We start from the raw sequence: 21,075 nt of genomic DNA on the forward strand, positions 1-21,075 counted from the left end.
CAATATCGGACACCTCCTTTCTGAATCGCCCCCGATCCGGCACACGGGGGCGATTATTACTATGACGACTATGACTACGACAACAGGCAAAATACGCTTAACCTCCCTCAGAGTGCTCGATCCAGAGCGTGCAAAACTGATTGACATACACGAGGCTTTATGGGCGGATCGGCGGCGCAGGGGCAAAGCGCGTGCGGGGAAGTATGCTCGGGTGGCGAGGTAGATATTGATGTGGCTGCAAAATCCAACAAGGCGACAATGCAAGAGCGGATTGACCACATCTATGAGATGCTGGTTGACGGCTATTCCACGCGTGAAATAGTTCGGTATAGTTCGGAAAATTGGAATTTATCCAGGCGACAGACTGAAAAGTTAATAGCTCGTGCCAACTCGCTCCTTGAGGCCGAATCGAAGCAGCTAAAGCCAATACATTTGAGCAAGGGTATCCGCAGACTGGAGAAACAGTATCATAAAGCAGATGGCGCTGATGAGATACGTAACGCAATCGCCGCGCAGGCCGAACTCAACAAACTGCTGAAGCTCTATGAATCGCCAAGTGAGCCTGAAGATGAATCCGGCGTAGATAATATAATCGAATCCATCGATTCCCGTATTGAGGATATATGGACTGGTGATGAGGCTGAGCAATGCGAAGAGGAGTGACCGCATTCAAGTTTCAGCCTATGAGCCGGAAGCAAAAAAAAGTGCTCAGTTGGTGGCGTTCAGGCAGTCCGTATGCCGGTTACGACGGTATCATTGCCGACGGCTCGATCCGCTCTGGGAAGACAATTGTCTTTATTCTAAGTTTTATTCTCTGGTCTACTCATGAGTTTGCCAGCGGCGGATATAACTTTATTATCTCAGGCCGCACGATTGGCGCGCTGAAACGCAATGTTGTCAGTCCGATGTTGCGGATACTCAAAGCACTGCGCATAGCATACGAGTATAACCGGTCTGAAAATTATCTCATCTTTGGAAATAATACATACTACCTGTTCGGTGCTGATAACGAAGCATCGCAAGATGTAGTGCAAGGTCTAACGGCTGCAGGTTGGCTTGCAGATGAAATTGCTCTCCATCACCCCGAATTTATTACTCAAGCACTTGGGCGACTGTTGAGCATTCCGAATTCACTATTTTGGTGGAACTGCAATCCAGAGAGTCCATATCACATTGTCAATACCGAGTATATTCTCAAGGCTTGTGAAAAGTACATACTGCATCTGCATTTTACACTGGATGACAATCTGACGCTTTCACAAAAGGCAAAAGAACGCGCAAAGCGTATGTTTTTCGGTGTATTTTACAAGCGATACATTCTCGGCCTATGGGTCGCCGCCGAGGGCGCGATCTACGATATGTTCGATGAGGCAGTGCATGTCGTAGATAAGCTGCCTGAAATGGTGCGCTATTGGGTTACCTGCGATTACGGCACCACGAACCCGACTGTGTTCCTGCTTATTGGACAGGGCACGGATAATCGGTTCTATGTTGTTGATGAATGGCGCTGGGATTCGGTCAAAGAGCACCGGCAGATGACCGATGGACAATATTCTGATGCTCTGCACAAGTTCATAATTTCGCATAGCGCGCTCGCGAAGTTGCAGTGGATATTCATCGATCCATCGGCTGCCTCGTTCCGGCTGCAGGTCTATAACGATCACAAAGACCTGCGTGCCCGCCTTATACCGGCAAATAATAGTGTTCTGGACGGTATCCGCAGAGTAAGCACATTGCTCTCGACGCCGTTATTGTTTATGCATCGACGGTGCAAAGGGCTTGATGAAGAGCTGAGTGGTTATGTTTGGGACCCCAAAGCACAGGAACGCGGTGAGGATGCACCGGTCAAGCAAAACGACCACGCTCCCGATGCCTTGCGATATTGGGCTAACGGCACACGCAATGTGTGGGAGCCGATTCTGAAGAAAATCGCATTACAGACTACTAAGAAAGCAGCGTAGAATGACACTTATAAACTCAAGGCCATGGCCTCCGACCGGTTGGACGGAGGTCTTTGATTTATATAAAGAGCATGCCGCGTGGTTTTCCGGCGATCCCATTACGCTCAGCAGTGTTTATGCCGGTCGTTTGGCACATAGCAAGTTTTGGTCTAAACAGCTCATAGCCGAGCGCAGAGTGATGCTGCATGTCCCTGTGGCAGGCGACATCAGTGCAACCAGCGCATCGATGCTGTTTTCCGAGCATCCGGTTGTCAAAATTCCCGGTGCGGATGCGTCCGGTTCACCTGAAGAGAAAACTCAACAGCACCTCAACGAGCTTATCGAGGCAACATCGTTCTTTAATTTGCTCAGCGAGGCGGCCGAGAGCGCTTCTGCTCTGGGCGGGGTGTTTATCAAGGTCAATTGGGACAAAAAACGATCATCGTATCCGATCCCCTCGATTGTTCAGGCTGATTGTGCAATCCCGCATTTTTGGTTCGGCATACTGACAAGCGTGGATTTGTATAGAGTCATAGAAACCGATGATGATGACGTAACCTGGTGGCACTGTGAAGAGCATACTGCCGGTAAAATCATCAATCACCTATTCCGTGGGACTGAACACGACCACGGTTCTGAGGTCGATCTTTCTAGTCGGCCTGAAACGGCCGATCTGCCCGCCGAGATAGACACAGGCTTACCCGGACTCGCCTGTAGATACATACCAAATATGCGGCCAAACCGTCGTTTCAGAAACCGCTCGATAGGTCAAAGCGATTACTCCGGCATTGAAGGGGTCATGGATTCCATTGACGAGGTATGGACATCCTGGATGCGCGACATCCGCCTTGGGGTCGGTAGACTCGTCGGCTCACAATCTATGTTTGAGAAAGACTCGGAAACTGGCGAATACTCGTTTGACCTCGACCGCGAAGCATATATCGCCTTGAATGCACCGCTTGGGGAAGGTAATCTCAAAGACCAGATTGACCAGGTGCAATTCGACATACGTGCGGAAGCGCATAAAGCGACTATAGATTCATTGTTGAGGCAGGCATATACGCTTGCGGGTTACTCACCGCAAACGTTCGGGCTGGATATTCAGGGTCAGGCGGAATCAGGTACCGCACTCAAGACTCGTGAGCGCCGGACGTTTATCACAACAGCAAAAAAAGCCGGATATTGGGCACCTGCGATTGCAGATATCCTGGAGATAATGCTGCAGATCGATAAACGGCACCTTGACGGTAAGGTCGAGCCACTACGCCCGAATGTGGAGATGCAGGACAGTGTGCAGTCATCTGTGGCGGATATTGCGTCATCACTCGACCTGGTGAACAGGGCGGCTGCAGTTAGTCTCATCACGAAGATTCGGATGTTGCACCCGGACTGGGGACCCGAACAGGTAGAAGCTGAAAAGCAGGCAATCCTCGACGAGCAAGGCGCGAACGTGCCGGACCCGACAACACTCGGACGCGGTGATAGTGAGAACGATGAAGAGGCCGAATAATGGCCTGGGAACGTGTATACGACTACGTTGACGCCTATGCTGATGAGATTGGGCGGATATACGCCGAATCCGAGCGCATTATGCTCGAAAAGGTCGCTAAGCGGCTGGCACGCGGGATAGATGAGCCGGGCTGGGCAGAAAAGAAACTGGCCGAGGTCCGAGCGCTCAAAAAGGATATCAGCGGCGAAATAACCGATCTGGGTGAGAACAGCCAGGATATCGAGGATGCAATCAACCAGGCTTACGATGCCGGTGCGCAAGAGGCCGTTGACGAGCTGAAGCGGGCAAAGCTCAAAGATATGAGTGCATCTGCATTCACCCGCGGGAATGCTCTCAAGGCACTCGTCAAAGAGACTGTTGGCGCAGTCGGTTCTACTCACCTGCGGATGTTGAGAGTCACACAGGATGTTTACCGAAACGCCGTAGCTGCCGGAGCTGCTCAGGTCGTGAACGGCACGCAGACGGTCAGGGAGGCCATCCAGGGTGTCCTTAATCAGTTTGCCGAGCACGGTATCAGTGGATACAAAGATTCAGCCGGGCGATGGTGGAACGCGCAGTCGTATGCTGAAATGGCGGTCAGGACTGCAGCGGGAAATGCAGCCGATCAGGGACATATCGACAAGCTGCAGGCGAACGATCAGGACCTGGGGATTATCTCCAGTCACGGTAATTGTTGCCCGTTGTGCGCACCGTGGGAAGGGCGCGTCGTATCATTCTCTGGCGAATCGAAGAAATACCCGTCATTACAAACGGCCATTGATGCCGGATTCAAACATCCAAACTGCCGTCACACCATCGGCTTGTATATCGAGGATGTGACCAGGCCGCATGATGTGCCGTATGACCCGGAAGCATACAAAGCTCGTCAGCAGCAAAGAGCAAACGAGCAACATATTCGGCGCTGGAAACGGCGCGAGGCAGTGGCGATCACACCGGAAGAGCAGAAGAAAGCCCACGCCAAAGTCCGACAGTGGCAGGCCACGCAGCGCGAGCATATCAAGCAGGCCAACCTTGCCGGAGAGAAGAGGCACGGCGAGGGTTGGATAACGCTGAAGAGGGATTATTCACGTGAACAGGGACTTGCTGTTAAGCCAAAAGCAACCGGACTTGTTAATGAGTCAAAAAGTGGTATAATGCCGTTGACAGTGGACCCAGCTTATTATGGGAAATTGTCCAGCAGAGAGGTAAGAGACTGGTATGTAAGCAGTCTCAAGAGTGTAGTGCCCAAGATCGATCCGGCATTGCCGATCAAGGATCGTGCAAGAACTGCTTTTGATGCGAGGAATGAGATTCGTGCGGAGGCAAGGAAGCTGATGTCAAACCCGCATGATCTCGAAGAGATTCTTTCGACGCACCATGACTTGACGTGGGAAGAGATGATCGATCATAAACGGCGTAAAGGTCTCACCGGAGACGATATCTACAAAGATATCTTCAAAACTGCAACTAAAACAAACTCGGGTGTCGACAAGAAATTTGGTGCAGAATGAGCAACATAACCACAAGATCATATGTGCAAGACAACTCAAGGCTCGTATTGGTAGATATCGATACTGTTGAGTCCGTCGATGCACTGGTCAACTATTGGCGGACTGAATGCGGTGTCATCATAACCGATGAAGTCATCGGACCCGAGGGCACTGTTGTTATTCGTCTTGCAGTCGACGGCATACCGTTTGTCCTGACTTCTGACGATATGGGAATCACGGAAGTGCACACAGATATCGATGGCAAGTTCGATCAACTTCGTGAGTTTGTGAAAAATACCGTTGAGCAGAAAGCTGCTTAAAGAATAGTGCTGTTTGAGGATTAGTGCGATGTGGCAGGACACATAAGACACAAGGTTATTCCGATTATATAGCTTCGGTGGAAACAGATTTCAGGTGCTAACTCCTGTGCTAATCCTCTTAAATACGATTTTTTATAGAGCCTCCCGGCTTTGTCGGGGGGCTTTTTCATTCAACCATCGGAGATTACATTGACGACTGACTATAATCCGCTCTGCTCTTACATACGCGAGGTGGCCGATAAGCTGAGGCTGCGTGATTGGGAGTTTGTGTTGAAAGACGAGCCGCCTGAAGACGAGGATGTAAGTGCTGAGATAGTTCCTATTGAGGGTAGGAAACGCGCCTCAATATATTTATGCACAGGCTTTCGCGAGTTATCTCCAGAGGAACAGCGTCACACGATAGTTCACGAACTGCTTCATTGTCATCTGGAATCGGCTACCGACATAATCCGGCTCGATCTTTGGGAGCATAGAGTTCTCAGTCAAAATGCTTACGATATTCTGATTGGCGGCTTCAGACGGCAGATCGAGTATGCCGTCGATGCAATTGCCGACGCTATCGCACACAATTTCCCGCTCATCGAGTGGGATGCCAATACGCCTACGCGGGGCTGATCGCGGATAAGCCGACGGGCTAATACGGAGGAACCATGTATACACTTTTTCGATTCTTGCGAATTCCCTTATTCTTCTTAGATGCCGATGACGGAGCAGGTTCCGGCGGCGGCAATGATGACAAGGGTGCTGGAGACGGCGACCAGGATAAAAATGCTGGCGATGGTAACGGCGGAAATGCCGGAAAGACGTTTACACAGACCGAAGTTGACGATATTGTCAAAAAGCGCCTGGGGCGTGAGCGCAAAAGCTGGGAAAGTGCTCAGGAAGAAGAGCGCAATAAAGCCCAGATGACCGAGGCCGAGAAGGCCAAGGCCGAAAAAGAAGCGGCCGAAAAGAAAGCAAAAGATACCAGCACTGCGGCCAATACCCGCGTTATTCGAGCGGAAGCAAAAGTGCAGGCTCTGGCGGCAGGTATCAAGGCAGACCGGCTCAATTATGCGCTGCGGATGCTCGACTTGTCCGACATCGATGTCGATGACAATGGCGAACCCGATACTGGTGCAATCAAAACAGCAGTCGAAGCTCTGCTCAAGGATGTGCCGGAGTTGAAGGCTACTGCACCTGACGGCAATGACAAAGGCGGCTCTGATGGATTTCATGGCAATGACGGCAAGCCGCTGACTGATGAGATCATAGCCGACATGTCACCTGCCGAAATGGCTAGGCGGATGCCTGAGATCGAGAAATACTATGCCGCGAAACGTAAAAAATAAAACTGCGAGGTAAACGCATATGTCTGTCAACAATTTTATTCCCGAACTGTGGTCTGATCGGATATTCCGCAAACTGCAGAAGACTCTCGTTTATGGTTCTCTGGTTAACAGAGATTATGAGGGTGAGATTGCCCAGAAGGGCGATACGGTTAAGATCGGCTCTGTAGGACCAGTATCTGTTGAGGACTATACCCCGAATGTTACAAATATCGTTGCCGAAGAACTTGAAGACTCCCAGATGAATCTGGAGATCACTCAGAGCAAATACTTTGCGTTCAAGGTTGACGATGTAGATGCTCGCCAAGCCAGTGGTAATCTGATGGCCGAAGGCATGGACAAGGCCGCGTTTAGCATGCGCGATAAGGCTGATCAATACATAGCATCGTTTTACGCCGATGCTAGTTCGATCACTGAGTCTACAGCTATCACCAGCAAGAATGTCTATGCCGCACTGCTCTCATTAGGAGAAGCCCTGGATGATCTCAATGTGCCTGCAGAAGGTCGTTGGTGCGTCATTCCCTCCTGGTTCAAGACAAAGCTTGTCTTGGCAAAGTATGTTGTCGAGAACACTTCCAACGATGCGTTCGACAATGGCAGAATCGCTCGTTGCGCCGGTTTTGACCTGCGTCAGTCCAATAATGTGCCAAACGACGGCACAAACTACAAGATCATGGCCGGAACTGATCGGGCTATCACCTATGCCGAGCAGATCAATAAGGTCGAAGCATACAGACCGGAGTCTTCGTTCAGTGATGCTGTTAAGGGACTTCATGTTTATGGCGCTAAGGTCATCGATCCAGACTGCATGGCCGTTCTTGACGCAACCATCGGCGCGGAGTCGTAAGGCTCACACCTTCAACTTCAGCAACTTCTAGAGGCGTGGTTGTAATGACCACGCCTTTTGTTATTACGAAAGGAAAATGTTATGGCTGATCAGGCAATTTCTCCCGTGGAACTCGGGATAAACACAGCAAGTGACGCTGTCACTGCAACCTTACTTGCTGCGGCAAATGACGGAGTCATCACTCCGGTATCCGACAAAATGATAATCGAGCTTACCGATACCAGTGAGGCTGGCGCGACCGTGCTCATCAAGGCCGGTGGCGATGATTCACCTTTGGGCGGTCAGGGCGATATCACGGTTACTCTCGGCGCGAGCGAGACCAAAGCAATATATGTTGAGTCGGCTCGCGTGAAAGCGCTCTCTGGCACCGACAAGGGTAAGATCAGACTCGACGCGAGCGCGGCTGTATCTGCCAAGGTCTTTCAGTTGCCGTAAGGAGGTGAGCTATGTCGGAAATCAAATGGGTTAGGAAGGGCGGCGTGAATGCCGCCCAAGGCAATACTAAGTCGAAATCGAAGAAAACCACCGAGGCTGCTGCAGAAGTTAAGGGCGGCGCCACCGGCGATGAGAAGAAGTCGACCGATGCAACAACGACTACCCAAGAAGCACAGGTTACATCAGGAGCTGCAGAGGCCGAAAACGGGGGGGTAACCACTGCAACTGCTGAGACAGATGGCGAAAGTTCGGAGACACAAGAGGTGACCGATGAGTAATAAAATTCCTATCGTAGATCACCCTGCAAATCTGGCTGATACCCTCGACGGTGATTCGCAGCAGATCAGAGGCAAATACAAAAACCTCGGACTCATCATCAATGGTGATGAGGATGGCAATGGCTATCAGATTGCTGCCGGGGCATACACAACCCCGGTCGTGGTTGATGACATCGGGTGGATGCGATTCTTTATCGTGTTCGGCAAAGCGAAGGATGTGGCGGGGACCGTGTATTTTCAGCGCATAAGTCCTGAAGGGGAAGTGTCGGTAAGCGAATATACACTGGGAACGGTCATGAATACAGCAGATGAGACGTGGCGCGACTTGGCATCTACCGGCCAGAATTATGCACCCTGGGGCGGGTCGGCACAGTTGAAGGTCAAAAATACTGGTTCATCACCCGGATGTTACTGGCTGTTGCTGCAATTGTGCGGATAGGAGGTTTTGATGGAACAGTTGATTTCTAATCTTACAAACGCCGGGCTGATAGATGGCACAGCCATTATCCTCGATCAATTCCAGCGCGTGGACATTGCCGATTTTGAGACGTTCTTCGGCTCGACGGACGGCAGCTATGACCAGCTCTGCACAGCAGACGATAATGGCGACGGCACAACCAAAGGCTACAAGCGATTCTTTGATGAGTGGCATGCGGCAGGGATTATATGAACTACGCAACATCAGCCGACATAACCACATACACCGGCATAGCCGCTGATGCGCTGCCTGGCGATATCGATAGGCTCATAACCCGTGCATCGGAGATGGTGGACGACATTACGCCCGGTTTCATCGATCTTGACAATGCTGACCATCTCACAGCAGCAAAGAAAGCAGTCTGCGCGCAGGTGGAGTTTTGGTTGGAGGTCGGGGAGGATCGGGATATAAGCGGACCTGTTGAAACATATGTGGCAGGCAAGGTGCAAATACAAAATGGTGCAGGTGACAACCGCGTAGCGCCTGGATATCTTGCACCTCGGGCACGGCGTGTATTGCTCAAAGCCGGACTGCTCTATGCCGGGGTGGGTGTGAAATGAGACTGCCGAGATCGATGCTGAGGGACTCGATATCGATTGAGCCGCACGCGGGCAATACCGCCTATGGCTCGAAATATGGGGCTGGTTATTCCGAGTCGTGTATATTCGAGCCAGGCTTCAAAAAAATCGTAGACAGGCAGGGAGCGGAGGTTGTGGCCTCCGCTTTTTGCATACTGGGCGCAACCGCGACAGTCAAGACGCTGGACAGAGTTACTAAAGATGGGCAGGTCTATGAGGTCATAGATTCACAGCAGAGACCGGTCAATGGCCGGATCGATCATGTCGAGGTCTATCTGAAGTCGATTGGGGCGGAGTGATGGGTGTCAGTGTAAAGCTCAATTGGTATGGCGACCAGGTCACTCGTGAGGTCAAGGAAGCTGCGGCAGAGGGGTTGTTGTTGGGTGCAGAATATCTGCTCGAAGAGAGTAATCGAGTCGTTCCGCACAACGAGGGAACCTTGCAGCGATCCGGCGAGACCAGCGTTGATGATGAAAAGCTGGAAGCGAACGTCAGTTATGATACTCCTTATGCTGCCCGCCTTCACGAACATCCAGAATACAAGTTCCAAAACGGCAGAATTGGGAAGTGGCTGGAAGTGACTTTGAAAAAGTGCGAATCCGAGGTCGCCAAAATTATAGCTGGTCCAATTAAGAGAGTTTTAGGGGGCTAAATATGTTGATCGCTGAGATCATGCAGTACTTAGATGCCTGCGAGTTAGTCACGTATGATGCTAACGATACAAGCGGAGATGTGTTCATCGAATTGCCTGCAACACCTGATACATGTGTTGCTGTATTGCCTCAGCCCGGCACGCAATCGCCTGGTTATGACAACCTAGATAATACCGGTGTGCAGATCATTGTGAGGGGGGCGGCTGATACAGATGTCGAAACCCAAGCACGGGCGCAGGCGATTTACGATAAGACACATGGGTTTCGGAACGGGTGGTTCATCAATGGCGGGGCATATATCCTGAGCTGTCTGTCACCGAACGGAGGCATTGTGCCATTGGGCGATGATGATAATAGCAGACCGGAATTCGCGGTCAATTTGAATATCAAGTATAGAAATACGAACAGGGAGGTGCGGTGATGGCCGCTGATTCAGTTTTAGCAAGTTTGGTGAAAATCGAAGTCAATTCAGGGGCGGGATATGTCGAGGTGAAAGGTCTAGACAAAATCACGCCGAAGCATACCACGTCGGATGCCGATATGTCCACAAAAGACTCTACGGACGGTGCAGGAAACCAGATCGAACGATTACTGCCTGCACGTAGAGCTAAGTCCTGGGATTTGGAAGGCAAATATTACGTTGATCTTAGTGATGGAACACGGGATGCAGGACAAGCGGCAATGGAGGCATTGGGCGCTTTGACCGGCACGTCAGCCATTGGCAAGTTCAAGTTTACTCCTGCAGGTGCAACATCCGGCACTGAGTTTATGGGGACTGTTACGCTTGGCGACCTTGGCGGTGGCGAAAAAGACGATCCGGCGGATTGGAATGCAACAATCCGGTACTACAGCGAGGTGTCTGAGAGCTAATGAACAACCGATACAAGGATTTTGATCAGGGTCGCGCTGAAAAGCAGGGCGACCCTATTCAGTTTAAGATTCACGGCATGCTGATCAACCTGCCGCCTGAAATCCCCGCCATAGTCCCGGTTATGGCGCTCAGACTGACTAAAAAATACGGGACTGAGGCGGATGTGCCTCAAGACGAACTTGCAGAATTGTCGCTGTCGATAATCGGCAAAAAGGCATTGGATTTGTTATTAGCTGACGGTATTACCACTGATGAACTCGGAGAGGTAATACGTTGGGCGTTGTCGGTTTATAGCGGCGAGGAAGTTGGAGACGACGCGGGAAACCCGACAGCCCCGGTTCCCGACGCCGGGGCATAGACATAATTGCGCGATTCGGAGATATAGAGGCCGATTTTCAGCGCGAATATAACCTTGATTTGTGGGCGATTATCGACGTCATTTCCTGGCGTCGTTTTTTTGTTTTACTGCAAGGCCTGTCTGCGGACAGTCTGTTGTTTTCGAGGAATCAGAGACGGTCACATGTTGTGACCTCGAAAGACGAGTTACAGCGGCGATGGAAAGAACTGTTTTTATAGGCGGTGCGCTATGGCATTAAAAGTCGGCGAGCTTTTCGCTGTCCTCCGGCTTGACAAAGGCAGCTTCGACAAAGATATGAACGGTGTCGAGAGTCGGTTTGGCCAGAGCGAAAAGACGATCAACAATCTCAAGAATAAGACTTTGATCGGCCTCGGGGTGGGATTGGCTACACTCGGAGGCGCAGCATTTAAGTTCTCAAACGACTTTAACGAGTCGATGGCAAATGTGGCATCGTTAATCCCCGGCAACATAAGCAGAGTGAACGAACTCAAGGGTTCTGTTCAATCGATGGCAATTGAGACCGGCAAAAGCACGCAGGACATTGCTGGTGGTCTGTATCAGGTGATATCCGCATTCGGGGATACGTCGGACACCGCTAAGATTCTAGAAGCTAATGTCAAAGCTGCAACTGCCGGTGTTGCGAGCACAACGGACTCGATCAATTTGACCTCCGCTGTCACCAAGGCTTATGGCGACACATCTGCAAAGGCTGTCCAGCATGTGGCTGACCTGGCGATGGAAACTGTAAAACTCGGACAGACAACATTCCCCGAACTTGCGTCGAGCATAGGACGTGTTACACCGCTGGCAAAATCTCTGGGAGTTACGCAAGAAGAACTGTTCGCCGTAATGGCAACGGCTACGGGTGTAACTGGGAATGCTGCAGAAGTATCTACACAGTATAAGGGCATTTTGCAGGGTTTATTGGCTCCGACACAGGCGATGTCGGATTTGATTGAAAAGCAGGGGTTCGCGTCTGGCGAAGCTATGGTTAAACAGCTTGGTCTACAAAAAACTATTGAGGCTATTGTCAAGGCAGCTCAGGACTCTGGTCAACCTCTCCAGAACTACATTGGGTCTATTGAAGGTCAGACACTTGCTATGTCATTAGCAGGGCCCCAGGCGGATAAACTTACTGCTGCGTTAAAGGCAAATGGAGATGTTAATACTGCCGTTAGTGCAGCCTACAAAGAGCAGACCCAAGGCATTAACAAGATGGGCTTCGCTTGGGCACGTGCCCAGCAACTAGGTGCAGTCTTCCTGCAAAAGATCGGGAATATCTCCCCGCTTATCATGGCTACAGGCTCGATGCTGACTATGATTACAACGCTTAAGGATTTGGGTGTAGCATTCAACATCGTAAAGATAAAAGCTGCGGCTGCCTGGATTGCCACACTCGGACCTATAGCCCTAGTAATCGCTGCTATCGCGGCTGTTGCCGCGGGCGTGTATCTGGTGATTAAACACTGGGATAAGATCAAAGCATTCTTCAAAAAGCTATGGGCAGGAGTGAAAGTCGCTTTTGCTTGGGGCTGGAACCTAGTAAAGCAAGCCTGTCTTAATGCTACTCCTGCAGGATTTATCTTTAAGCACTGGGACAAGATTAAAGCCTTCTTCAAAAATCTCTGGTCTGCAGTTTGGAAAATCACCATGGCTGGGGTTACAAAAATAGTGGACTATATCAAAGAAAAACTCCAAAAAGTGGCGGGCTTTTTTAAGAACCTCTTTGATGCGGTTGTAGGACATAGCTACATCCCCGATCTGGTTTCAGGCGTGCAAAAAGAAATGACTAAACTTGGCGGCGTGGCGATGGTAGAGCCTGTGCAACGTGCCACGCAACGAGTGGATCAGTCTTTTGAAAGAGTGAATGAAAATAGAGCAGCTGAGACAAAATCTGTTGCAGGTAACAGTAGCGCAAACACTGCCGCTCTTCTGCAAATGATACGTATACAAAACAGCCAACTACGTGAGTTAAGAAAAATGAATGCAGTCGGAGTAATGCCATGAGTATCGTAGGCGAAGACAGCAGACGAAGTCTTAAGTTCACAACTAAGGGTTATACAGGCACAAAGTATTTCAAAGTCACGAGCTTCACTGATGATATAGACGATACTTATAACACCGATCTTCCCTGTGCAGGTGACGCATGGTCGACTGCCCGCCCATATTTACGCTGTGTAAGCGTGGACACAAACGAACTCGACGGTGGATTTGGTGAGGCTATAGCCAATTATTCTACAGAGCGTGAACTTGCAGAATCATTTGTTGATCTCAGTAAGTCGTTCGGTTTAGAACAACAAAACATCACGCGGGGCTATATCTGGACCAATGCGGGTACGCCGGTTGAGATCGATATACCGGTCTATATGCCGGTAACTACTTGGACTTTGAAATGTCGGCGCGACACAGATCAAAGCACTGCTATAAGAGCCGCACAGGGCAAGATCAATTCTGTGTCATTTTTTGGATGTGCGGCAGGATACCTAAGATTTGACGGAGCAGAGCAAGATGAGTCGTATACTGCTGAGGGAGCCTTAATAAGTGTTAATGTGACCTACCATTTCACAGAAACAGTGATACTGCAAAACTATTTCTGGCGGCCTCCGCTGCAAGCTGTAGACAGCAATCAGCAGCCACGTCGTTATCAGGATGCCGACTCTGAAGCCCCAGACTATTCTACTGATCCTGCCCAAATCGGCACGCCTGTGTATGTATCTGGAACAGCTGGCACCGGGGCGTTTGATATACCAAAGGACCCCACGACAAGCGAACCTATATATGCATCGTGTGATTTTACTTCAGTTCTAGGATTACCGGGATAAAAATGGAAACGTTTACACTACAAGACCTGCAAAGCAAAGTGTCACTGATAAATAAGCTGAATAGGCTTGCTCGTCAGGCTGATGTAGCGGGGAACATTCATGTAGGGTCTGGCTTGTCGTTAACACGGAATGGTGCGGGTGTGGGTATCGGCCTGTGTGATTCACCCGGCAATCAACGACAACGTGTTTATGAAGCATCTGCATTCTGCGCCAAAATCACCGCCAACGACCCCGTTTACACATTCGCAGAGGTTACCTACAGCGATGCTACCTGGACGGTCAAAACCGGAGGCAAGACCGGCACGGCTATAAATATCGCAGAGGTCGCCGACACTGATATCGAAAAAATACCTGTTGACTCGATAGTCGAGGTGCAGACGATTACCTATAGCGGCACGAAATACTACATCATCAGTCGCGATATCAGCAGCGGAACAGGTGCAGAAGAATCGCCAGCGCTTGCTGACCTGATCGAGCTTGCGTCGACGCAGGGCACACGCGATGAGGACTATTGGCGGGCTGATATCAATGTAACAGACCTGGCATACAATATCGACAATACAGCCCTGGCTGCGAAGCTCACGCAATTGCTGAACGTGGGCGGATTTGTCGGTGCAACGGTTACACTCACAGATGGTCCCGCGCCTGCCGATGTTACTATTGAGTTTGTCGGCGCGTGGGATACAGTGCCGCTCCTAGAGGCGACCAGCCACCTGACCGGAACCGATCCGACCGTTACGGTTACGCAGGTTGATACCACACACCAGACAATCGATTTCGGCGGCACTGTGACCGGCGGCACGTTCGATCTGCTGATGCCGGGATACACTGGTGACCAACCGGTCTTGGTGCGCGTTATTACAGACCTGCAATATGACAAGTCGACACTACAATTGACTTACCGGACACGCAATATCATATTTTTCGGGCAAGAGGCTACATTTGTAGGTCCTGAATCTGATCCACTGACCTTGATTACTACTGCAGTGGTGCATGCCTAATGGATATTACACGAGTTATTACAGGCAGCGGCACGATATACGCTCATATATCCGGCGCGTGGGAGGGCGATCCGCCTCCCGAGGGATATGGAGCATATGCGTGGCAGGAGACCGCAGGCGAGCTGACCATTATATTAGCTGGCTTTGGTACAGTCACCCTGTATTTTGAGTTTCTGATGTATAATCACCTGCAGGTGACAGGGATACTCTATGACGGAGCATCGGGGACCGGGCAAATAGACGCATTCGCAACCGATGAGTGTTCGCAACCGCCCGAACCATCGTGGAATGAGTATGGGTGGGCGCCACCGTATTCTTGGTCTACATCTCTGAGCGTTAATATCACATTAACGCTCAATATGTCTGTGAATATTGAGCAGATTGGGGCTGCAGATCAGCAGACCAGCTTCCACCACGCCTATACTGCAGACTGGGCACCGTATGATCGAACTCCGAATGTTGTCGGTCCGGTCTATACGCTCAACAGCGCGACGTTGGAAGTTACCTGCGGCAGCCTGTGGAGTAAATCATTCGCATACGACGTCGAGGATATCCCCAGCGAATTATACAAATACGGGCTTAAATCTGGTTATGCAATAGGAGGCAATGCAAAGTCTACAGGTGGCAGTGGGCGACAGGTATACTCTGCGAGCGTCAGCGGCATCTCCGGCAGTCCATCAGGGTCACTATCGGTAGATATTGGCACATTGACCTATGGTGGAGGGTCAGCCGGTCTTGTTTGCAGCGGCTCCGGCCACCTGTCTGGAGGCATAGGTGTTATGAAGGGTGCTTACTCTACAAATTACAGTGGCACCATTAAAAATATCGACGGCACCGTCCCTGCGGTTGCGGCAAACATATCTACAATCGATGATGCGGGGGGATACACTGATGAGGATGGGATATTTGAGGTATCAAAAAGTTATGATGGCCACTATGAAGCCACTCTGACACATTATCTTAGTCCTACAGATGGAACTATAATCGACTCTGACAGCGACGTAAAGGATGATGTAGGACCCAGCTATAATCCAACAGACGACACATCAATGATTGTGCTCAACGCCTGGATAGGTAACTGCCGGGCAATGGGTGAGCCGGAGTTTCCCTGGTCGATGGAGACCGGGGAACGATACATAAATACAGACGGGACTAACGAATATCCCGTGTCGTTTTATGGCGCGTCCGACAAGCGCCTACCCATCAGAACCAGTATGGATTATCTCGAAGACGCGCTTACGATTACCGTGCCAACGTCGAAGAGCATTATTTCACAATTCGCGGCGGCGGACTGGACTGTAGTCGAGGGAGCCGCCACAATCACGGACACAACGGACGGCATACAGGTGGTTGTGACAAGCGCTCCGTGCAGGATAAAGAAAACACATTCGGCCACTCTGGCTGGCGGTCGATACGCCGATCTGCTGTTTACGACCAACCAGGCTGACGATACTGACTCCGTGGACGTATATCTGGCGACGAGACAGTATCAGATCAGCCCTGCAGACTATGAGATCGATCTGATCGCGCCTGTCGATATTGACACTCCTGCTGTAGATATGAGCCAAACAGCCTGGACTGGATCGCCTACGTGGGGATGGGGAATCCACGATGTCGGTGATATTGAGTTTGGCAACCTTCAGGCTGACAGGGTATACACATTCAAATCCCTGACGCTCAAGCGCAAACACCCATTCCAGGTGCTGGTGGACGGCGGAACCTGCACACGTAAGACCGGGACATCCGTAGGTGCGAGCGATTTGGGTGGACCGTATGCGCTTGCTGGTGACCCTAACTCCACATACTATAGCCGCACAGCAGTCGTGATCGTTGACGGCATCGTGGCCGCTGAGATTATGGGCATGACGCATTATACGGGAGACATGGGAAAATGGCAGCACGTCCCCGAGGCTCTGTCTGCCACGGGTCGATATTACCCGAATGATGGGCTGGTGGAGTTCGATTACCCGGAGGAAGCAACGAACATCCCTATAATCTACCTAGCTCGCGGACACTATACATCCGATGCTGAGAGCACTTCGATTGCCATTGACACATATGCTCAGGCGACAAAATATGCATACCCATTTAATAGCGAAGGGGGCGGAGCTGCTAATGCGGGTGCCTCAAAACGACTGCGTGCACGTTTGCTCGTGCGAGCTATATCCAAGAGCGGGAGTGATATCGGCACAGTCAAGCTTCGCAAGTACGACAAAGTGGACGGGGCACTGCTCAGCGAGCAGGACTTGACCGCAGACGACTCCGGCGCATTTACAGCAGCGCTGCAGTGCCCGACCACTAAGCAGGGCACGATCACGTCCGTAACCGACTCAACGCATTTTGTGGTCGATGGGCTGGACAAGGATTACACCGGCTACACTGTATATCTACTGAGCGGAGCAGGCGGAACGGAATATTACGGCTACCCGCAGGCAAACGTCATTGCGTCTCATAATGTAGGGACCGGCGAGGTTGTTTTGACGAATTCCCTGACCGGACCTCAGCCGGATGTAGGACAAAAGATATGGGTGCATCTCGACTACAGATATGATCTATTGTTCCCGGACGGCACATTGTTATGCGATATCGAGGGCAATCTGTTGGCTGATGAAACAACGGGTTCACTGCTGGCCGGGGGCATAATCGGCCAGGCCGTTGTTGCACCCCGCAATACGACATATATTACTGCTCTGGTGAGCTGATTAGGAGAACCGAATGTCTGCAGACGACAGACTAAAACAACTATCGCAGAAATCGGATCACGAACTGCTGATAATCGCCACAAACGACATTGCGCACGTGAAAGAGGATTTGGCGAAGGTCGTTCAAGGCGAGACGGCTAACTGCGCTGCTGAAAAGACGCGAGTTGCATGCGCCGAACAACAGATCGAAAAGCTGTGGAAGACCCGCGCGTCAGCAATCAGTCTGAACCTGCTCTGGAGTATATCGGTGACATTGTATGGCTCACTGATTTTGTATCTCGTAACACATCGATAATTCCGTGCGAAATACAATACCGGTTTCAACGCCCGACCTCCAATCCCGGAGGCGGGCTTTTTTACATTAAAGGAGGAGCATATGCTCAGCATCGTAAAGAACGTTATCACTGCACTCAGCACACTCTCGGGACTCCTGGGACTCGTGCCCTACATCACTACTCTGGTAGAACAGGTCGAGAATACTGGTGCTACCGGTGCGCAGAAAAAAGAAGCTGTTCTGAACCTCGTGTCAGCAGCTCTCAACACTGTGGACAGCGCATTCTCAATCGATCTGCCAACCACGACTATCATAAGCTGTGTCAGCAATCTTATTGATGTGATTGTCGATTTCAAGAATCTGATCGGCGCTTTCACGCACTCGTCTACAACCACGACAGACACCAGCACCGCCACTGCGCAGTAATACCACTATGTCGCCCGAACTCGAGTACTTAATTGACTGCCTGGCCGCCCTATGGGGCGAAACGCCGGAGGAGCAGCAGTCATATCGCGAGTTCGGGCTGACACTCGTAAGGAGAGCACTAGAATGCGAGTATGTCTCGACCCCGGCCATGGCCATAAGCCAACAGGCGCAACCGGCGCTCACGGCAACGGAATAACCGAAGACAACTGGGCGCTGAACTTTGCTCTGCGCCTTGGGCATTATTTACGCGCTATGGGAGCAAGGACCGTATTCACCCGTGAGGGCGATTCGTTTGTATCGCTGCAGAGTCGAGCAGCCATAGCATGCAAAAACGGCTGCGATTTGTTCCTCTCGATCCATCTCAACGCCGGACCATCATCTGCACGTGGAGCCGAAGCATTTATAGCCGCGCCGGACAAGCAGAGTGGCGCGGCTGCAAAGAAAATCCTGCACGTTATAGGTGGGCAAGGAATGAAGTTGCGCGGAGTAAAGCTGGATAACCAGAGTCAGCACAGCAGCTTGTATGTCTTGAGAAATACTTACAGACATATGCGGGCAGTCCTGGTAGAGGTAGGTTTTCTTACCAACAGCGCAGATGTTCGGATGCTGACCGATAAATACTGGATCGAGCAGGCTGCGCAGGCTATAGCCGCAGCGATTCTGGCCTGATTTGCCAATCACAAATGAAGTGGGCAGGGAAAATTGTCTCTGCCCCTCTCTTTTTTTACATTATTATACGAACATATGTTCTAGTTTTGGAGGTATTATGTCCACACAACTTCATTCCCCGATTCAATGGTTTGGCGGTAAACAACTGCTCGCCAAAAAGCTCCTGGCACTCATTCCCGAGCATCATACCTATGTAGAGCCGTTCGGAGGTGGAGGCTCACTGCTACTAACCAAGGACCCAAGTCCGGTCGAGGTATACAACGACCTTGACGGCGACCTGGTCAACTTCTTTCGAGTCCTCCGCGATCCTGCTCAATTTGCGGACTTCTATCAGCGCGCCTGGCTGAGTCCCTATAGTCGGGAAGAATACAGCTTCTGTAAAGACCATCTCAATGACAATCCCGATCCAATAGAGCGAGCACGCAGATTCTTTGTGCTGGCCAGGTTCAGCTTTAGCGGTGTTCTCGGTAATGCATTTGGCCTGGGTGTCACGTCGTCATCGCGTGGAATGGCCGAAAAAGCGTCGGCATATAAAAACGTGCTCTGTATGCTTCCGCTTATTTCAGAGAGGCTCTCCAGAGTGGAGATTGAGTGCTACGACTTCCGCAGGATTCTCAAGATATACGACACGCCGGAAACGTTCTTCTACCTCGATCCGCCTTACGTGCCGAGCACACGAAAGGGCGGCAGTTATCGATGCGAAATGACGGAAGAGGACCACCGTGACCTGGTGGAGCTGCTCCGGCACGTCACGGGCAAGGTGATGCTCTCCGGCTATCCTAATGAGCTATACGACACCCTCGGCTGGGATAAACAGGAATGGGAGGTCAACTGTAAAGCTGCCGGCCGCACGCGGGCAAGCGGGCTGCAGGGGGAAGGGCATGTGTCTGAAAGGCAAAAGAGGGTTGAGTGCGTGTGGAGGAATTATTGAGGCAAGACATCGCCTTGGCCATAAAAAGCCGGGGGGAGCTAATTTATCGGGCAGATGTAAGCCTGCTTCAGTTCTCCGGTATGCTATAATAGCGCTTGCAATCGTTGTGTATGATTCATGGCTATAGTTCCCCTCAGTTCTCCGGTATGCTATAATCCTGAGTGTTGCCTCGCGCTCAATCATCATGCTATAGTTCCCCTCAGTTCTCCGGTATGCTATAATTAATGGCGATCCCTTATATGGCGAGGATGGGCTATAGTTCCCCTCAGTTCTCCGGTATGCTATAATACAGCCTTTCATCTCTGCACCTCCGGCATCGCTATAGTTCCCCTCAGTTCTCCGGTATGCTATAATCATGCGCAGAACACATATATTTGAGCTTGAGCTATAGTTCCCCTCAGTTCTCCGGTATGCTATAATGAGTTTGCTGAGCGCCTGGGACACCATCTAGCTATAGTTCCCCTCAGTTCTCCGGTATGCTATAATATCAGCCAGTACCCTGTAGTCCTCGCAAAAGCTATAGTTCCCCTCAGTTCTCCGGTATGCTATAATTTTGGCTCATCAACATAATTTATCGTCATAGCTATAGTTCCCCTCAGTTCTCCGGTATGCTATAATGAGTTTGCTGAACGCCTGGGACACCAACTAGCTATAGTTCCCCTCAGTTCTCCGGTATGCTATAATGAATACGACGCGGCGAAGCCGCCTGGCCGGCTATAGTTCCCCTCAGTTCTCCGGTATGCTATAATTCTGGCTTCTCCGGCTCCCTCCTCCCCCGGGCTATAGTTCCCCTCAGTTCTCCGGTATGCTATAATGCATAAAGCTGAAAGCCTCGATATTGAGCTTAATATCGAGGCCATTTACACAATTTCGAATCAAAAAAACGTCAGCTGGTTTGCGTATTTTTGATTTTCTTTCTTCTTTTTTTCTCCGACCAATACTAGAATATCCGCGAACTGTTTCTCAGTAACCTGCATACATCGTACACAACCATCATTTGGCAAATTTGCCTTTAGTCGGGCTACATGCTTGTTTATTGCATCTTGTCCATTGCAGATTCTTGCGTATACAGAATACTGCACCATATCATAGCCGTCACGCAGTAGGAACTTATGAAACCTGACATAGGCTTTTTTGTGCACTCTACTCACAACCGGAAGATCGTATAATACAACCAGTCTCATA

Annotated in this window: 28 protein-coding genes and 1 CRISPR repeat array; of the genes, 27 read left to right on the forward strand and 1 reads right to left on the reverse strand. The window is 50.7% G+C overall.

Annotated elements, in window-relative coordinates; all coding sequences use genetic code 11:
- Positions 1 to 159: 159 nt before the first annotated feature.
- The 27 genes from LLG46_02310 to LLG46_02440 all read left to right on the forward strand — a co-directional run bounded on the left by LLG46_02310 (position 160) and on the right by LLG46_02440 (position 19,890).
- Positions 160 to 663 (forward strand): hypothetical protein, encoded by a 504-nt coding sequence (locus tag LLG46_02310; GenBank protein ID MCE5322129.1) that lies wholly within the window; start codon positions 160 to 162, stop codon positions 661 to 663.
- A complete protein-coding gene (locus tag LLG46_02315; protein ID MCE5322130.1) occupies positions 648 to 1,961 on the forward strand; it encodes a PBSX family phage terminase large subunit in 1,314 nt (437 codons plus the stop codon). The genes LLG46_02310 and LLG46_02315 overlap by 16 nt, the downstream gene beginning before the upstream one ends.
- A gap of 1 nt (position 1,962) precedes the next feature.
- Positions 1,963 to 3,450: a phage capsid protein gene (locus LLG46_02320; GenBank protein MCE5322131.1), complete on the forward strand. Its 1,488-nt coding sequence runs from the start codon at positions 1,963 to 1,965 to the stop codon at positions 3,448 to 3,450.
- Positions 3,450 to 4,940 (forward strand): phage minor capsid protein, encoded by a 1,491-nt coding sequence (locus LLG46_02325; protein MCE5322132.1) that lies wholly within the window; start codon positions 3,450 to 3,452, stop codon positions 4,938 to 4,940. The genes LLG46_02320 and LLG46_02325 overlap by 1 nt, the downstream gene beginning before the upstream one ends.
- Positions 4,937 to 5,239 (forward strand): hypothetical protein, encoded by a 303-nt coding sequence (locus LLG46_02330; protein MCE5322133.1) that lies wholly within the window; start codon positions 4,937 to 4,939, stop codon positions 5,237 to 5,239. The genes LLG46_02325 and LLG46_02330 overlap by 4 nt, the downstream gene beginning before the upstream one ends.
- Before the next feature lie 189 nt (positions 5,240 to 5,428).
- Positions 5,429 to 5,854, forward strand: a complete 426-nt coding sequence (locus LLG46_02335) for a hypothetical protein (protein MCE5322134.1) — start codon at positions 5,429 to 5,431, stop codon at positions 5,852 to 5,854.
- Positions 5,855 to 5,889: 35 nt separating this feature from the next.
- Positions 5,890 to 6,570 carry a DUF4355 domain-containing protein gene (locus LLG46_02340; protein MCE5322135.1) on the forward strand — a complete coding sequence of 227 codons (681 nt, stop codon included), beginning with the start codon at positions 5,890 to 5,892 and terminating at the stop codon, positions 6,568 to 6,570.
- Between the two features lie 19 nt (positions 6,571 to 6,589).
- On the forward strand, positions 6,590 to 7,414 hold the full coding sequence (locus LLG46_02345; GenBank protein ID MCE5322136.1) for a P22 coat protein - protein 5 domain protein: 825 nt from the start codon (positions 6,590 to 6,592) through the stop codon (positions 7,412 to 7,414).
- Between the two features lie 81 nt (positions 7,415 to 7,495).
- Positions 7,496 to 7,849, forward strand: coding sequence for a hypothetical protein (locus LLG46_02350; GenBank protein MCE5322137.1), 354 nt, complete (start codon positions 7,496 to 7,498; stop codon positions 7,847 to 7,849).
- An 11-nt stretch (positions 7,850 to 7,860) separates the two neighbouring features.
- Positions 7,861 to 8,127 carry a hypothetical protein gene (locus LLG46_02355; GenBank protein ID MCE5322138.1) on the forward strand — a complete coding sequence of 89 codons (267 nt, stop codon included), beginning with the start codon at positions 7,861 to 7,863 and terminating at the stop codon, positions 8,125 to 8,127.
- Positions 8,120 to 8,566, forward strand: a complete 447-nt coding sequence (locus LLG46_02360) for a hypothetical protein (GenBank protein MCE5322139.1) — start codon at positions 8,120 to 8,122, stop codon at positions 8,564 to 8,566. The genes LLG46_02355 and LLG46_02360 overlap by 8 nt, the downstream gene beginning before the upstream one ends.
- A 9-nt stretch (positions 8,567 to 8,575) precedes the next feature.
- Entirely contained in the window at positions 8,576 to 8,797 is a 222-nt protein-coding gene (locus LLG46_02365; protein ID MCE5322140.1) for a hypothetical protein, read from the forward strand.
- Positions 8,794 to 9,165: a hypothetical protein gene (locus LLG46_02370; GenBank protein ID MCE5322141.1), complete on the forward strand. Its 372-nt coding sequence runs from the start codon at positions 8,794 to 8,796 to the stop codon at positions 9,163 to 9,165. Before LLG46_02365 ends, LLG46_02370 begins: the two co-directional genes overlap by 4 nt.
- Entirely contained in the window at positions 9,162 to 9,482 is a 321-nt protein-coding gene (locus tag LLG46_02375) for a hypothetical protein (protein MCE5322142.1), read from the forward strand. The genes LLG46_02370 and LLG46_02375 overlap by 4 nt, the downstream gene beginning before the upstream one ends.
- Positions 9,482 to 9,835, forward strand: a complete 354-nt coding sequence (locus LLG46_02380) for a minor capsid protein (GenBank protein MCE5322143.1) — start codon at positions 9,482 to 9,484, stop codon at positions 9,833 to 9,835. The genes LLG46_02375 and LLG46_02380 overlap by 1 nt, the downstream gene beginning before the upstream one ends.
- A gap of 2 nt (positions 9,836 to 9,837) precedes the next feature.
- On the forward strand, positions 9,838 to 10,257 hold the full coding sequence (locus LLG46_02385; GenBank protein ID MCE5322144.1) for a minor capsid protein: 420 nt from the start codon (positions 9,838 to 9,840) through the stop codon (positions 10,255 to 10,257).
- The gene (locus LLG46_02390) at positions 10,257 to 10,706 is read left to right on the forward strand and encodes a hypothetical protein (protein MCE5322145.1); all 450 of its coding nucleotides are present in this window, start codon (positions 10,257 to 10,259) and stop codon (positions 10,704 to 10,706) included. The genes LLG46_02385 and LLG46_02390 overlap by 1 nt, the downstream gene beginning before the upstream one ends.
- Positions 10,706 to 11,065, forward strand: coding sequence for a hypothetical protein (locus tag LLG46_02395; GenBank protein ID MCE5322146.1), 360 nt, complete (start codon positions 10,706 to 10,708; stop codon positions 11,063 to 11,065). Before LLG46_02390 ends, LLG46_02395 begins: the two co-directional genes overlap by 1 nt.
- A 23-nt stretch (positions 11,066 to 11,088) precedes the next feature.
- Complete coding sequence (locus LLG46_02400; GenBank protein MCE5322147.1) at positions 11,089 to 11,283, forward strand: Gp15 family bacteriophage protein; 195 nt, start codon at positions 11,089 to 11,091, stop codon at positions 11,281 to 11,283.
- Positions 11,284 to 11,293: 10 nt separating this feature from the next.
- Positions 11,294 to 13,072, forward strand: coding sequence for a phage tail tape measure protein (locus LLG46_02405; GenBank protein ID MCE5322148.1), 1,779 nt, complete (start codon positions 11,294 to 11,296; stop codon positions 13,070 to 13,072).
- Complete coding sequence (locus LLG46_02410; protein ID MCE5322149.1) at positions 13,069 to 13,887, forward strand: hypothetical protein; 819 nt, start codon at positions 13,069 to 13,071, stop codon at positions 13,885 to 13,887. The genes LLG46_02405 and LLG46_02410 overlap by 4 nt, the downstream gene beginning before the upstream one ends.
- Positions 13,888 to 14,000: 113 nt before the next feature.
- Complete coding sequence (locus tag LLG46_02415; GenBank protein MCE5322150.1) at positions 14,001 to 14,888, forward strand: hypothetical protein; 888 nt, start codon at positions 14,001 to 14,003, stop codon at positions 14,886 to 14,888.
- A complete protein-coding gene (locus LLG46_02420) occupies positions 14,888 to 17,590 on the forward strand; it encodes a hypothetical protein (GenBank protein MCE5322151.1) in 2,703 nt (900 codons plus the stop codon). The genes LLG46_02415 and LLG46_02420 overlap by 1 nt, the downstream gene beginning before the upstream one ends.
- A 13-nt stretch (positions 17,591 to 17,603) precedes the next feature.
- Positions 17,604 to 17,885, forward strand: coding sequence for a hypothetical protein (locus tag LLG46_02425; protein ID MCE5322152.1), 282 nt, complete (start codon positions 17,604 to 17,606; stop codon positions 17,883 to 17,885).
- Between the two features lie 81 nt (positions 17,886 to 17,966).
- The gene (locus tag LLG46_02430) at positions 17,967 to 18,290 is read left to right on the forward strand and encodes a hypothetical protein (GenBank protein ID MCE5322153.1); all 324 of its coding nucleotides are present in this window, start codon (positions 17,967 to 17,969) and stop codon (positions 18,288 to 18,290) included.
- Positions 18,291 to 18,413: 123 nt separating this feature from the next.
- Positions 18,414 to 18,959: an N-acetylmuramoyl-L-alanine amidase gene (locus tag LLG46_02435; protein MCE5322154.1), complete on the forward strand. Its 546-nt coding sequence runs from the start codon at positions 18,414 to 18,416 to the stop codon at positions 18,957 to 18,959.
- A 97-nt stretch (positions 18,960 to 19,056) separates the two neighbouring features.
- Positions 19,057 to 19,890, forward strand: a complete 834-nt coding sequence (locus LLG46_02440; protein ID MCE5322155.1) for a DNA adenine methylase — start codon at positions 19,057 to 19,059, stop codon at positions 19,888 to 19,890.
- Between the two features lie 54 nt (positions 19,891 to 19,944).
- A CRISPR array of direct repeats spans positions 19,945 to 20,705; the repeat unit is 36 nt; unit sequence GCTATAGTTCCCCTCAGTTCTCCGGTATGCTATAAT.
- A gap of 60 nt (positions 20,706 to 20,765) precedes the next feature.
- Here LLG46_02440 and cas2 read toward each other — a convergent pair.
- The gene (gene cas2 / locus LLG46_02445) at positions 20,766 to 21,074 is read right to left on the reverse strand and encodes a CRISPR-associated endonuclease Cas2 (protein ID MCE5322156.1); all 309 of its coding nucleotides are present in this window, start codon (positions 21,072 to 21,074) and stop codon (positions 20,766 to 20,768) included.
- Position 21,075 lies beyond the last annotated feature (1 nt).

Source organism: bacterium (genome assembly GCA_021371935.1).
Classification (GTDB): Bacteria; Armatimonadota; UBA5829; order UBA5829; family UBA5829; genus UBA5829.

What these genes read in the sequence shown, in the direction of transcription:
- LLG46_02310 (MCE5322129.1), top strand. Translation starts at nt 160, where the DNA reads ATGGGCGGATCGGCGGCGCAGGGGCAAAGCGCGTGCGGGGAAGTATGC.
- LLG46_02315 (MCE5322130.1), top strand. Translation starts at nt 648, where the DNA reads ATGCGAAGAGGAGTGACCGCATTCAAGTTTCAGCCTATGAGCCGGAAG.
- LLG46_02320 (MCE5322131.1), top strand. Translation starts at nt 1,963, where the DNA reads ATGACACTTATAAACTCAAGGCCATGGCCTCCGACCGGTTGGACGGAG.
- LLG46_02325 (MCE5322132.1), top strand. Translation starts at nt 3,450, where the DNA reads ATGGCCTGGGAACGTGTATACGACTACGTTGACGCCTATGCTGATGAG.
- LLG46_02330 (MCE5322133.1), top strand. Translation starts at nt 4,937, where the DNA reads ATGAGCAACATAACCACAAGATCATATGTGCAAGACAACTCAAGGCTC.
- LLG46_02340 (MCE5322135.1), top strand. Translation starts at nt 5,890, where the DNA reads ATGTATACACTTTTTCGATTCTTGCGAATTCCCTTATTCTTCTTAGAT.
- LLG46_02345 (MCE5322136.1), top strand. Translation starts at nt 6,590, where the DNA reads ATGTCTGTCAACAATTTTATTCCCGAACTGTGGTCTGATCGGATATTC.
- LLG46_02350 (MCE5322137.1), top strand. Translation starts at nt 7,496, where the DNA reads ATGGCTGATCAGGCAATTTCTCCCGTGGAACTCGGGATAAACACAGCA.
- LLG46_02355 (MCE5322138.1), top strand. Translation starts at nt 7,861, where the DNA reads ATGTCGGAAATCAAATGGGTTAGGAAGGGCGGCGTGAATGCCGCCCAA.
- LLG46_02360 (MCE5322139.1), top strand. Translation starts at nt 8,120, where the DNA reads ATGAGTAATAAAATTCCTATCGTAGATCACCCTGCAAATCTGGCTGAT.
- LLG46_02365 (MCE5322140.1), top strand. Translation starts at nt 8,576, where the DNA reads ATGGAACAGTTGATTTCTAATCTTACAAACGCCGGGCTGATAGATGGC.
- LLG46_02370 (MCE5322141.1), top strand. Translation starts at nt 8,794, where the DNA reads ATGAACTACGCAACATCAGCCGACATAACCACATACACCGGCATAGCC.
- LLG46_02375 (MCE5322142.1), top strand. Translation starts at nt 9,162, where the DNA reads ATGAGACTGCCGAGATCGATGCTGAGGGACTCGATATCGATTGAGCCG.
- LLG46_02380 (MCE5322143.1), top strand. Translation starts at nt 9,482, where the DNA reads ATGGGTGTCAGTGTAAAGCTCAATTGGTATGGCGACCAGGTCACTCGT.
- LLG46_02385 (MCE5322144.1), top strand. Translation starts at nt 9,838, where the DNA reads ATGTTGATCGCTGAGATCATGCAGTACTTAGATGCCTGCGAGTTAGTC.
- LLG46_02390 (MCE5322145.1), top strand. Translation starts at nt 10,257, where the DNA reads ATGGCCGCTGATTCAGTTTTAGCAAGTTTGGTGAAAATCGAAGTCAAT.
- LLG46_02395 (MCE5322146.1), top strand. Translation starts at nt 10,706, where the DNA reads ATGAACAACCGATACAAGGATTTTGATCAGGGTCGCGCTGAAAAGCAG.
- LLG46_02405 (MCE5322148.1), top strand. Translation starts at nt 11,294, where the DNA reads ATGGCATTAAAAGTCGGCGAGCTTTTCGCTGTCCTCCGGCTTGACAAA.
- LLG46_02410 (MCE5322149.1), top strand. Translation starts at nt 13,069, where the DNA reads ATGAGTATCGTAGGCGAAGACAGCAGACGAAGTCTTAAGTTCACAACT.
- LLG46_02420 (MCE5322151.1), top strand. Translation starts at nt 14,888, where the DNA reads ATGGATATTACACGAGTTATTACAGGCAGCGGCACGATATACGCTCAT.
- LLG46_02425 (MCE5322152.1), top strand. Translation starts at nt 17,604, where the DNA reads ATGTCTGCAGACGACAGACTAAAACAACTATCGCAGAAATCGGATCAC.
- LLG46_02430 (MCE5322153.1), top strand. Translation starts at nt 17,967, where the DNA reads ATGCTCAGCATCGTAAAGAACGTTATCACTGCACTCAGCACACTCTCG.
- LLG46_02435 (MCE5322154.1), top strand. Translation starts at nt 18,414, where the DNA reads ATGCGAGTATGTCTCGACCCCGGCCATGGCCATAAGCCAACAGGCGCA.
- LLG46_02440 (MCE5322155.1), top strand. Translation starts at nt 19,057, where the DNA reads ATGTCCACACAACTTCATTCCCCGATTCAATGGTTTGGCGGTAAACAA.
- cas2 (MCE5322156.1), bottom strand. Translation starts at nt 21,074, where the DNA reads ATGAGACTGGTTGTATTATACGATCTTCCGGTTGTGAGTAGAGTGCAC.